Source organism: Pseudoalteromonas sp. c7(2019) (assembly GCF_011378625.1).
Classification (GTDB): Bacteria; Pseudomonadota; Gammaproteobacteria; order Enterobacterales; family Alteromonadaceae; genus Pseudoalteromonas; species Pseudoalteromonas arctica.
This window is the reverse complement of record NZ_WTKS01000021.1, coordinates 1-12,634: the sequence shown is the minus strand read 5'-3', so window position 1 is coordinate 12,634 and position 12,634 is coordinate 1. Positions and strand designations below refer to the sequence as shown.

At 38.4% G+C, this 12,634-nt stretch carries 7 protein-coding genes; 5 read left to right on the top strand and 2 right to left on the bottom strand.

Features of this window, described 5'->3' with window-relative positions:
- Both GQR38_RS18230 and GQR38_RS18225 read right to left on the bottom strand, forming a co-directional pair.
- Complete coding sequence (locus GQR38_RS18230) at positions 1–3,282, bottom strand: tetratricopeptide repeat protein (RefSeq protein WP_165722856.1); 3,282 nt, start codon at positions 3,280–3,282, stop codon at positions 1–3.
- Positions 3,282–5,990, bottom strand: coding sequence for an endo alpha-1,4 polygalactosaminidase (locus tag GQR38_RS18225; RefSeq protein WP_165722855.1), 2,709 nt, complete (start codon positions 5,988–5,990; stop codon positions 3,282–3,284). The genes GQR38_RS18230 and GQR38_RS18225 overlap by 1 nt, the downstream gene beginning before the upstream one ends.
- A 487-nt stretch (positions 5,991–6,477) precedes the next feature.
- On the opposite strand from GQR38_RS18225, the gene GQR38_RS18220 reads away from it, so the two are divergent.
- The 5 genes from GQR38_RS18220 to GQR38_RS18200 all read left to right on the top strand — a co-directional run bounded on the left by GQR38_RS18220 (position 6,478) and on the right by GQR38_RS18200 (position 12,581).
- Positions 6,478–8,145, top strand: coding sequence for a methyl-accepting chemotaxis protein (locus GQR38_RS18220; protein WP_010554456.1), 1,668 nt, complete (start codon positions 6,478–6,480; stop codon positions 8,143–8,145).
- Between the two features lie 120 nt (positions 8,146–8,265).
- Complete coding sequence (locus GQR38_RS18215) at positions 8,266–8,799, top strand: MarR family transcriptional regulator (RefSeq protein WP_231611873.1); 534 nt, start codon at positions 8,266–8,268, stop codon at positions 8,797–8,799.
- 117 nt (positions 8,800–8,916) lie between these two features.
- Positions 8,917–9,666 (top strand): serine/threonine protein kinase, encoded by a 750-nt coding sequence (locus tag GQR38_RS18210; protein WP_165722854.1) that lies wholly within the window; start codon positions 8,917–8,919, stop codon positions 9,664–9,666.
- A 315-nt stretch (positions 9,667–9,981) separates the two neighbouring features.
- Positions 9,982–11,334, top strand: coding sequence for a magnesium transporter (locus GQR38_RS18205; protein WP_007584828.1), 1,353 nt, complete (start codon positions 9,982–9,984; stop codon positions 11,332–11,334).
- Between the two features lie 185 nt (positions 11,335–11,519).
- The gene (locus tag GQR38_RS18200) at positions 11,520–12,581 is read left to right on the top strand and encodes a CNNM domain-containing protein (RefSeq protein WP_165722853.1); all 1,062 of its coding nucleotides are present in this window, start codon (positions 11,520–11,522) and stop codon (positions 12,579–12,581) included.
- Positions 12,582–12,634: the final 53 nt, after the last annotated feature.

Here is a 12,634-nt window from a genome sequence, read left to right as displayed (position 1 = left end):
TTAAAAATGTACGTAATAACCTAATTGTAATTGTGTATCTGAGTTACCCACTTTATTACTACTTTGGTAACCCAGCTGTAATTTAAATAAATCATCGCCCAGTACAGACCAACCAGCGCCACTTGAAACTGATACATCTACTGTATCGTTAAGTGTTTGATAGCCAGTACTTATATCAAATAACCATGAAGGGCTTGCACCTAAATAAGGAGGTTCTAAAGAACCCGTTGAAGCAAATGAGGTCCCTAGTGCAAAACGTCTAAATGGTTGAAGGTCAACTCTTAGAGGTCTTGATTCTGTATTTATTAATGCATTTACACGTTCAAAGTCTTGCCATTGCGCACTAAAATAAGCGTTCCAAATTGGACGGTCTTTTAAAATGCTGTATTGGTAACGTGCATTGTATTCTTGGCCGTTTATTAGTGAGCTGCCATCGCTTCTTCGAGAAAAAGACATCGCTGCTGCTGATAGCTGTACGTTTTGTCTACCATCAATATTGTAGTTAACATAGGCCGTGGCTTTATCTAGCTGAGCATAACTAAGTAGCGCTTCTGATTGGCGGTTTTCAACATTATATTCAAGCTTTAAACCTACCTGTGTACGCGAATCCCATTGATAACGAGAGTCTAAGCTAAAACCTTGACGGCTAACTAAGCTACCTTGGTGAGAATCTATTTTTGCATCAAAATACCAACGACCAAATGTCATCTTATCTTCTATCGCAAACAGTAATCCGTTGTTATCAAGATTTTGCTGATTACTTAAACTTAATTTCCATTGCCCATTAGCATAAGGAAAATAAACGTTTACATCGTACTGGCTACTGTTTAATCCAGCCTCTGGTGATAGGTTTATTTCAAGCGCCCTAAAGTAGGATGCACGTGCATTTCTGAGTAAACTCAATTGCGATTCATTTGGTTCGCCAGTGAGTTCTTCGTACCAACGTTGCATGGTGGCATAGGGTTGTTTTAAATAGAGTAGGGCGTTTAGCTCATCTAATTTGCTTAGTGAACCTTCAGCTATAAGCTGTTTCGCTTTATTAAATTCGCCGTTGGTCATATAAAGTTGTAGCTTTTGCCATGGCTCTAATTTTTGTGCAGCCCTGCGCGCTAACCACCAGTTTGTTTGAGGTTCACCAATAGTGTCGGGGGCAAGTTCTTCCATTGTGTTTAATTGCATTAAATGAGGAACAGCCATCGCGCCCGCCCAGCGGAACATTAGGCCTCTGTATGCATATTTATCTTTAGGTAAGTGTTGCAGTAAATAGTGATTAAGTTCAGCAGCATTTGCATAGTAGCCAAGTTGTTTCATTACATCGGCTAAGTTAACCAGTGTTGTTAAGTCACTTGGATCTGCAATGGCCAATTTACGCAAATAAAAGTAAGCACTGTTATATGACTTCTCGTGAATAGATAAGCTTGCTAATAGCTGGGTCCACGCATAGGAAGGATCACTTTCAGAATAGCGAGCTAAAATGCGGCTAATCATCACGGTGTCGTGCATTTGCAGCGCTAACCAACCTTGTGCAAGCACAACATCAGAGTCATATTCACTTAATTTAGCGGCGCGGTTTAAAGTTGTATAAGCTGAATTTAAATCACTTTGGTTTTGATACCAATTTGATAGAATTAACCAAGCAGGGTAGAGGGCTTTATTGTAGCGCTGCTTATCAAGTTCAGCATGAATACGTGCAACTGATTTAGCATCATTTACTTGTGTACTTAATAATGCAATTTGAATCAATTGACGGTCAGTTTGCGACTCGCTTTTCCATAAATAATCAAGAAGCTCCTGAGGCCGACCTTCAAAGCGTAATTGTTGGTAGTGCAGCATGTCGCCTACGCTTAAAGGGCTTATTTTTTGTAACTGTTCTAATGCATATAGCTCATGAGCTTTGTCTTGGACTCGCATTGCCATGTCTACATTGGCGCTCCAAAACTCATCATCAGAACTTTGTTGTTTACTTTTTAGCACTTGCAGAGCTGTAGCAAAGTCATCTTCTAGCCAAAATGCGCGGGCAATCCAAAGTAAATCTTCTTCATTTTTAGGCCCTTTATATGTAGGCCACAAGACTCTTAAGGCTTTTAAATTACCAGTATCGTGAAGCACTTTTGCTTTCCAGTATTGTGATAATACACTTTTACCATTTATTTGCTCAAAGCGTTCAATATTGTTTAACTCTTGCTTTGTGTTACCAATAAATTCGTTAGCTTGCATCCAATTAGCAAAACCATTGCCTTTCAGACTTCTGTTTTGCGCCTTGTATTCGTATATATCATTAGCATCTTGGTATAAATATAAAGCGGTGGCATCGTTAATACTGTCGGTAAGCATCGCAGGAGTTACTGCTTTGTTAGACATTAGCCATTTAAATTCTCGAAGAGCTTCTTTAGGCTTGTTTTGCCAGCGCTTTATCTTCCAATTTAATAAATGTAGCTCTTTGTCATCTGGGCTCTGTAGTAATAACTTTGCGAGTAATTGTTCTGCCCCTTTTGCATTTCCATTTGCTAAACGCAGGTGCATTGCTTTTGTTAAGTAGTCGGTGTTATTTGGCTCAGCTTTTAATAAGCTTTCAATGGCTTGAGCTGCATCTTCTGTGTTGCCAGCTAGGTTAGCTAAATAAAGGGTGCGTTTAACATCGGCTTGGTCGCCATAGGTTTTCCACCATGAATAAGCTTGAATCGGGTTATTTGCGCCCAGTGCAGTTTCAATCGCTTTAGCTGCAATGTCAGCATTTATATTTATTTTATAAATTGCGAGTGCTTTGTCAGGTTCCCCTGCGCTTAACCAGTAATCGGCTGCAAGGAGTGGCTGTTTATTTTTTTGATAGTACTGAGCAACTTTTGCGTTTAACCCAACTGCTTTTGCAATAGTTAGTATTTGTTCGTTCCAATTTTTATGAGCACCTATTTTTAAAGATAGCTCTTCAAAGCGGTCGTCAATACTAGCCCCGCTTGCTAGCCATAATGAGTAAAGCAGCTTTATTTCAAGCGTCGCTTTGCGCTCACCTCTAGGTAGCTTTTCAAGCTCGTTAGTGGCTTGTGAATACTCACTAAGCCCTATATGTAGCTCAACCAACTTTGCGCGAAGCTTTTCGTTGTCGGGCTCTGTGTTGAGCGCTGCATTAAGGTACGATTTTTCAAAGGTATAATCTTGCGAAAGTGCATCATCTTCAAAAAATAAGGTGTGAGGAAATAATGCATAAAGTGCAAAACAACTTACAGCTAGTATCGCTAATATTGTTTTTATAGAAATTAACTGAGGGCGCTTTTTAGTATTCATTATAGTGCGGCTCCGTTGCAGTTAAGGTAACCATAAAAGTCACCTGTAGGTATTTCAAAATGTGTTAATTTACCTCGATTAATACCTTTAAAGCGCTCACCCAAACCAGATACAAATTCGCAAGAGCGTGCATTCATTAAATCGAGTGAAGCGGGTACCCACGCTTTAAAACTAACAGGCCCGTTAACTTGCCAGTTATTAATAACAACATTTGCAGACGCTAAATAAGGTTTTTTACTATTTTGGCTGTGATCAAAGCTAAGGCGAGCTATGTTATTTATAACGTGTATGTAGTCACCTTTTTCAGTTACACCAGATACACCTTCACTTTGAGCTATGTTTGGCACATCAAAATCGGTAGGTATTCGTAGAGTACGAATGTACTTTGAGCTAAATAACCATTCATTATTACTGTTTTTTGCAAGTGCAGAAAAGTAAAAATCTTTTGCTACTTTTGCATAATGGCTTAAATGCACAGGCGTATTTGGTCTTGCTAAAACATAATCTATGTTGTGTTTAAGAGCGTCTAAACCCGCAAGAACTTCGCCTGAGTAAAAGTGATAATAAATAGTGTAAGGCTTTAACCTATATGGTTTTTCTGTTATTTCGAATGTTTCAGTTAAGCGTCTAAAGCCGTAATAAGGGCCATGCCATAAGTTTGTGTAAACATTTTCATTTAATATGGGGGCATAAATTTGATACAGCAAATCACGCTCAGGTCGGCCAATAGGTGATATATGTGTAAGGCTAGGGTTATCAGCATTTACATCAGTATTACCGCCATTGACATTTAACACACCAGCGTCACGGGCCAGTTCAAGCGCTTTAGGGCCAGGAGTTGCATCACCAGACCAAAGTATCATCACTGTTTTTTTATTTTTAGGTGTGAGCTTTTCATCAATATATTTTATCGAATCTGTAATTTCTTTTTTAAGGCTAATTGTGTTGTAGCCAGGTACATCTAGATGAAAACCGTAATCGGTGTCGTCTTCATCTATTTTTTTTCGCCCAGATAGTGCAGTCCAGAAATAGGGGTGACTATAAGTGTGTGAAGCAACTTCTACGTAAGGCAGATTAAAAATACTACGCGCAATACCTTCGAGTTTGGCACTTTGTTTAGAATGAATACCGCCTTCTTCAATGTCAGCTTGGATCACTGATGACGTTAATGGTAGTTTGTAGTGTTTAATTATTTCATCTCGAATTACTTCTGCTGAATAAGGCTTACCTGCGTAGTGGGCAACACTTGTAAATCCATCTCCATCGATATGCAGCGTAAGCATTCGCCTGCCACTTTCGGTGGTTGTATCTGGCACTAATATAGGTGGTAGTCCCATAGCCTGAGTTAGTAGTGTACGCGGATCAATAACCCATTTGCTGCCTTCCATCGGAAATGTATCAATTAGCCAAGGAGCAACTACTACTGCACCATATTTAGTTTTAGCAGCTTGTACAACTATTGTGTCATCCGATGATTTTATTGTAATTAAAGGAGTCGCATCAGTTGCTAATTTGAGTAAGTATGGTTTAACAATAGGGGGAGGTGTTGTGGATTCCCCTTTGAGCCAAGGTGCAAAGCTATCTTGTTGATATGGACCTTCAGGTAGTGTGTTTAACGACTCAATACCTAAGCTTAATAATAATTTAGTTGATTGTGGTAACTCGCCTAAAATAAGCTCTGGCACCACACCTAAATTAGCTTCAAGCCAATTATTAAGTGTTTGTGTGTAAAATGCGTCACTTGAGGTCCACGAAATAATACCAGCATGTAAGCTAGGATCAACTAAAGGTAAATCGCGCTTTGCCATATCTATGTAATTAGGTATATACCCCAAATACTCAATCATGGTCGCAAGCTTTAAATGTACGGTAGTGTAAATGAGTGGCTTTACGTTACTGTTGTACGGAATTAGGATGCGCCTAGGCACTGGTGTAATTGATGATGTTCCCCATGTTTGCAGGTGACCATCGGTTACCCATGGATTAAAACCGGCGTCTATAATATTTTGTGCCATAGCGAGGCGATTATCGGGCTTTGCATAATCAATAACTTGGACGTTGAGGCCTAAGTCTTGTGCTGTTTTTAATTGTGCGCTTAGCCAATCTTGGTCGTTTTTGTTGGTCAGTTTATAGCTATTGTCGGTCGGATTAAAGTGGCTATACAAACCCTCAGCAACTAAGTCTTTGGCTAAATTAGCGAGTTTAGGCAATAACTCAAAGCCCCGGTTGAGGATAAGGTGCTTGTCAAAAGTCTCAGATAGTGAGCTTATTATGGTGACTAACCCAGCTTGTTGATCGGGTTTACTGTGTGTAGCATCTAATAGCTGATAGCTATCAAGGGTATCTAAAAATAAGCCGCTAAAGCCACGTGCTTTTAATGCCGCAGCGCTATTTGCAATATATTGTTGCCAATGTGCTGATGTTAAATCCGCAATGTGGCTATTCCAGTTGGGGTTTATGCTAAGTGATGACTCACTTTGATTAAACGACTCACCAACACTTAAATAAGCATAAACAGCAATATTACGCTGTTTAAACCAATTAAGTTCGTGCTCAGTCACAAGATCAGGCTGGACTACAACGCGAGAATAAAAGGTCATTTCGGCTAATGGCATCGGCGCTGAGTAGTAAAAAGCGATACTATTATTTACAGGTGCTGAGAATGCATGAGCAGACACTAAAAGTGCAAGGTATAAAATATATTTCATTAATAATTCATTTTTATTAGATTATAACTGTGGCTCAAAGTGATGCGTTCCGATTTTCTAGTTGTTTGGTATTAGTAATATAGGGTTATTATATGTTAATGGAAGTTTAATATCTATATGTTCATTATTTATATGAACCTAAAATCAATACTAACATGAGTCCTGCGTTAACTCATTACATAGCTGGTGATTAGTCGTCTTAGTACGCTATAAAATTAAGTTTAGATCAATGCAGCTGCTAGAACTTTAAATCTCTAATGAAAGAGTGGCAAATTATATATTAATTAATACGAAGGTCTCAGTGTTTTTAGTGTCCAAATACCTTCCTTGTGACTATAATATCTGCTAATTGAGCATAGTATGAGTTTACTCCCACCAATTTGTTTTTATTTACTATGCTTTTAAACCCAATAAAACAATGTAAACAGCCGTAATTTAATTTTTGGCTATTGTCGCTATATATGCATTTATATACCCCGGAGAAATAATGAGTAATTTAAGCTTGAAAAACAAACTGTTGTTATTAGCTATATTGCCCTTAATGCTACTTTTGATTAGCTTGATGCTGAGTTCTTATTATTTAGAGAATAAAAATCAGCAACAAAATTTTGAAGCATTTCAAACTAAACTAATAAGTGACAAACAAACGTTGCTAAGCACCGAGGTGGAAATTGCCAGTAAAATTGTGCGCTATCAAATAGCAAATGGCTCTGAGCAAGATGCTAAAAACGCTTTAAGAGATTTAACATTTGGTCAAGGTGGTTACTTTTTTATATACGACACAAATGGCGTTAGTGTTTTTCATGCATTATTAGGTGATGCTATTGAAGGGCAAAACAAAATAGGGATGACTGACCCTAACGGTAAAAAAATAATAGTGGGTTTATTAGATCAAGCTAGAAAAGGCGGTGGCGCTTTTAACTATCATTTTCAAAAACCAAATACCACAGGCTTAGTTGAAAAAATGGGCTATGCAGCAATGATCCCAGGTACAAACTGGATGATTGGTACTGGCGCATATATGGATGATATAGACGCAGAACTACTTAAATATCAAACAGCAATGCAAGAGCACATGAATGATAAGGTAGTGACCTTATTGCTAATTGCTTTATTTTGGGTTGTGTTAACTATTATATGTGCGTTAGTTGCCGCAAATACAATGGTAAAACCAATACAGCGTATGGCGCAAAGCCTTGACGACATTGCTAAAGGTGAGGGCGATTTAACCAAACGTTTAGACATTGATACTAACGATGAAATAGGCCAACTTGGCGAAGCATTTAATATGTTTGTAAGTAAGCTACATGGCATTATTGCCAATGTGGTTGATGTAACACACGATGTAAAAACAGCCTCTAGTGATATAAATACACAAACACGATTAATTGAAGACAAACTACTTAATCACAATCATGAAACAGACCTTGTTGCGACGGCTATTACCGAAATGTCGGCTACTTCTCATGAGGTGGCTCAAAATACGAATCAAGTGGCAGAGTCAACCCAAGCGGCAACGCAAGAAGTTGCTAAAGCTCAAGAGTGTGTTGATATTTCACTCAGTGAGGTGTCTAACCTAATGGGCGAGATAAACCTAGCCGCAGAACAAGTTGATTCACTCAGTGATCAATCTAAAAAGATTAATAGTGTACTAAGCGTAATTGGTGGAATTGCCGAGCAAACAAATTTACTTGCACTTAATGCTGCAATAGAAGCTGCACGAGCAGGTGAGCAAGGGCGAGGGTTTGCTGTTGTTGCTGATGAGGTAAGAAGCTTAGCAAGTCGTACTCAAGTTAGCACATTAGAGATTAGTGAAATGTTGAGTGAGTTACATAATTTAGTATCGGATGCTGTAGCCGCAATGCAAGCGAGTCAGAATAGTTGTAATCGCTCAGTAGAATCGTCTCGTGCTATTTCAGAAAGTTTAGGTGCGGTAACAACCTCAGTTAGATCAATTAACGACATGAGTACGCAAATTGCGACAGCGGCGCTGGAGCAAAGTAGCGTTACAGAAGAAATAAACCGTAATGTATTTGCCATTCAAGAAATCGTTAATGAACTAACTATTTCAAGCAAAACTACCTCTTCGGTAGGCCAGCATTTAGCTGCGCGTGGTGAAAACTTAGGCCAGCTTGTTGGCCAGTTTAAAATTTAACAAAGTTTAAAGCTTTACAGTAAAAGCCGCTAATAGCGGCTTTATTTTTGTGGCTTAGTTTTAGCTGCTTAGTTTTTATAAAAATTATTGAATTTTTTGTATGTGTTAAGGTCTATCAGCATGCAAATATACCTATACAGTGGAATAACCATGCAAAACATGCCATCAATTAAACGTTGTACTCGAGAAGAGTTAGCGCCAGAGCAAGACTTGGGGCGTTTAGTGTCTTTTTTACGCTCGAGATTAGCCATTCATGTTGATGCCAAGTTACTTCCTATGGACTTAACTTCTGCGCAATATATTGTGGTTGTACTACTTGCGAGAGAGTCGGTTAATACGCTTGCAGGACTTTGTGAGTATATGGTTTATGATCGTGGCGCTATGAGCCGCTTACTAAACCGACTTGAAGAAAAAGGACTCATTATTAAAACGCAATGTGAGCTTGATAAGCGCTCAACTATTTTGTGTTTAAGTGAAAAAGGTAAAGCTCTTTGTCCAGAAATAATGCCTGTAGTAAACGAAGTCTATGCTCAAGCATTAAATGGTTTTTCAGAGCCAGAAAAAAATCAAATAATAGACTTATTATTTAAAGCTATAAATAATCTAGATACATTACCCGAAATTCCCCCCACAAATAGATTATCAATAAAATAGCGATACTGTTTCAACAGAAAGTTAGCGTGCTAATTAGTTGATCTGATTGTGCGTAGAATCTAACTTTGATAATATAGTTGCCTAGGCAATTAAAGTTATCATCTTGTTAGGTTTGTTATGATTGAAAATAATTTGTTAGTACAATTACAGCAGCAACATCCAGAACATACTTTTATGCAACATCACTTAAGTGTTGTCCATAAGGGACGTTTTGCTAACGCGATTGTGTATCGATATAAAGATAATGAATTTGATTTAATTGTTAAAGATTTTAGCCAAAGCCCCTGGTTTATCCGCAAAACATTTGCGCGACTATCGGTAAATCAAGAGTATAAAGGGTTGAGCCGTTTAGCAGAGCTTGATGCAGTTGCTAACCGCTTTTGTAGATTGTCGCCGATAGCGGTTGCTTATAACTATATTGAAGGCACGCCACTGCGCGCTTTAATTCATGAAGACAAAACACTACCTGTTAACTTTTTTAGTGAGCTTGAGCGTCAAGTAGCAAAAATGCATCGCAAAGGCATCGTGCATTTAGACTTGCGTAATATGGGTAATATTTTATGCGGCGCAGACGGTAAACCTTATTTTATTGATTTTCAGTCCACTATTAGCTTTTCACGTTTTCCGCGCTGGTTGCAACGCTTTATGCGAGGGTCTGATATGTCAGGTGTATATAAAGCATGGAATAAATTGGGTGAGCAACCTCTACCACAAAAAAAGCAAGACTATTTAGAGCGCTTTAATCACGTGCGTAAACGCTGGATTTTTAAAGGTTACCCAATACAGCGTGGCTATGCGTGGGGCGCTGCACTTATTACTCAATTTGTAGATTCAGACTTAGTACGAAATATTACTGATAGACTTTAATTTAAAGCACAAACCGTAATTTAAAAAACACCTAATTCATTGTGTGATTTTGCCCATATTAGCCTAGCTAATATGGGATTTTTTTTATTATAAGTAATCCCTTTGGTTTGCTTACTTGTTGTTTAATCCCTCAAAAACAATTCCTTTTACTGTTTTTTTAATTTTTTAAAATAAATATTAGTACTGCATTTAGTTTGCCCATACAATGCGCAAAAATAGCTTGCGCATGCTTAATAAGTTCACGTTTTTTCTGCAATTTTTTATTGTTCAAGTAGACTATAAATAATGTGCGCTTTTAAATTTTAAGGTTTTAAGATGATTGAGTATCCGGTAGACCAACTTCCACAGCTCATAAATGATTTATTGCAATGCGATACAACAGAACGCAAAAATAAATTATTAGCAGATGCGCAGTTAACGCTTTCAACAGAGCACCTGTCATTACTTTTTGAGGCGATACCAAAAGAACAACGACTTGAAATTTGGCAGTTGCTTGACGAAGACACGCAACACGAAATTTTTGTTAATTTAAGTGAAGATAGTTGCTTGTGGTTGCTGCAAACACTAGAAGACACTGAGGCTTTTAAGCTTCTTGATGAAGTTAATGTAGAAGAGCTACTGGAACTTGAAGAAGTTATACCAGAGCGATTTGTTGAGTATGCAAAAAAGCAACTCGATGAAGCGCAAACCAAACAATATGATTTAGCGCAGCAATACCCGCCAGAACAACTTGGTCACTGGTTAGGTTTTGACTTTTTAAAAGTATCGGAGAAGCTAACAGCCGGTGGTGCTAAAAAATTGCTACATAAAGGTTTACCGCAATACAGTGAAGTTATTTATTTAGTAAGCCGCAAGGGTAGTTTAATAGGTGAGGTTGCGGTAAATGATTTAATAAAAGCCAGCGACACCGATAACTTAATGACATTGGCAAATCATGACTTTTCATCGCTCCATGCTGATGATGATTTATATGAAGCGGCAGAAGTGGTGATCCACAGTGAAAAAATGGCACTGCCAGTGGTTAATGCTGATAACAAATTACTTGGGCGATTAACCATTGCCTCTGCTTATGAATTACGACAAGAAATTGCTGATGAAGCAGCCGCTAAAGCCGGTGGTTTACGTGAAGACGAAGACCTGTTCGCAAGTGTGCGAAAAAGTGCTAAAAACCGTGGTATATGGTTAGGTATTAACTTAGCTACTGCCTTTTTAGCGTCTTGGTTCATCGGTTTATTTGGCGCAACTATAGAACAGGTTGTAGCACTAGCTGTATTAATGCCAGTGGTTGCTTCTATGGGCGGGATCGCAGGTAGTCAAACATTAACCGTTATTGTGCGTGGTTTAGCGCTTGGACAGGTTACAGATTCAAACCGCAATGCGTTACTTAAAAAAGAGCTACGTGTTGGCGCTGTAAATGGCTTGGTATGGGCGTTTGTAATAGGCCTACTTACCTTTTTATGGTTTAACGATTTAATGCTCAGTATTACGATTACGGTAGCCATATTATTGAATTTAGTCGCTGCGTCACTAGCAGGTGTTGTTATTCCGTCTATTTTAGACAAAATGAAAATTGATCCTGCGTTATCTGGTTCGGTAATTTTAACTACCGTTACCGATATTGTTGGGTTTGTTACCTTTTTAGGTTTAGGCAGTTTATTGCTTTTATAAGCCTTATGCCAATTCGCTTAATTAAGTGATCTATCTTGAGGGAAGAAAATCGTGTCGATAACAAGGCAAAAATTTCGTTATTTAGTTGTTCTATATCAGAAATTTTTAACGTAGTTAGCGTCAGATTTAACCCCTCAAATTGATTAAGTATTATTGCGGATTGGTATTACTAACAGGAAAATACAATGACCTTTGAAGTCATGATTTGGTGTGCAATTGCTTTGTGTATTTCACAGTCAGCAATATTTTCGGGCTTAAACTTAGCGTTTTTTTCACTAAGTAGGCTTCAGCTCGAAATGGAAAGTGCAAAAGGGAACGAGGCGGCCATAAAGGTGATGGCCCTTCGAAACGACTCTAACTTTTTATTATCGACTATTTTGTGGGGCAACGTAGGTATTAACGTACTACTTACACTACTTTCTGATTCGGTATTAATGGGCGCAAGTTCGTTTTTATTCTCAACTATCGCAATTACTATTATTGGTGAAATAACACCGCAGGCTTATTTTTCGCGTAATGCGCTAAAAATGGCGAGCCTACTTTCGCCGTTAATTAAGTTTTATCAGATTCTGTTTTATATAGTTGCTAAGCCAACAGCTTTAATTCTCGATGCATGGTTAGGTAAAGAGGGGATTACGTACTTTGCTGAAAGTGAGCTCAGAGGTATTATTCGCAAACACATAGAAGCAGAAGAGGCTGATGTTCAGCACGTTGAGGGAATAGGCGCGCTTAACTTTTTTAGCTTAGATGAAATAAGCGTAACCAAAGAGGGTGAGGTAATTGATCCAGACTCTATTATTGCTTTGCCTACTAAGCTTGATTTGCCTATTTTCCCAGACCTTACATTAACGACTGATAATGAGTTTTTACGAAAACTACATAAGTCAGGTTATAACTGGGTGATCATTACCAATGAAGACGGTTGGCCTTTATTAGTGGTAGATGCTGACGGCTTTTTACGTTCAGCCTTGTTTGAACCAGAGACGTTCGACCCTTATCATTATTGCCACAGACCTATTATTGTTGCTGATGAAGCGATGCGCCTGAGTGAAGTTATTTTAAAAATACGGGCTAGTCATTCTTTAGATAAATCGTTTGATGGGGCCATTGATCACGACGTGGTGTTAGTGTGGAGTGATGTGAAGCGCATTATTACCGGCGCTGATATATTTGGTCGGTTACTCAAAGGTATGAGTGCACCAAAACTCGAACTGCATGAAAATACAGAAAATAAAAAGCCGCTATAAAGCTGTCTCTTGATCACAAGTCTGACTCAAGAGATTTTGCTAAATCGTAGCCT

Bases quoted from the DNA above. Each gene is read 5' to 3' on its own strand.
- GQR38_RS18220 (WP_010554456.1), top strand. From the start codon at position 6,478: ATGAGTAATTTAAGCTTGAAAAACAAACTGTTGTTATTAGCTATATTG.
- GQR38_RS18210 (WP_165722854.1), top strand. From the start codon at position 8,917: ATGATTGAAAATAATTTGTTAGTACAATTACAGCAGCAACATCCAGAA.
- GQR38_RS18200 (WP_165722853.1), top strand. From the start codon at position 11,520: ATGACCTTTGAAGTCATGATTTGGTGTGCAATTGCTTTGTGTATTTCA.
- GQR38_RS18215 (WP_231611873.1), top strand. From the start codon at position 8,266: ATGCAAATATACCTATACAGTGGAATAACCATGCAAAACATGCCATCA.
- GQR38_RS18205 (WP_007584828.1), top strand. From the start codon at position 9,982: ATGATTGAGTATCCGGTAGACCAACTTCCACAGCTCATAAATGATTTA.
- GQR38_RS18230 (WP_165722856.1), bottom strand. From the start codon at position 3,282: ATGAATACTAAAAAGCGCCCTCAGTTAATTTCTATAAAAACAATATTA.
- GQR38_RS18225 (WP_165722855.1), bottom strand. From the start codon at position 5,990: ATGAAATATATTTTATACCTTGCACTTTTAGTGTCTGCTCATGCATTC.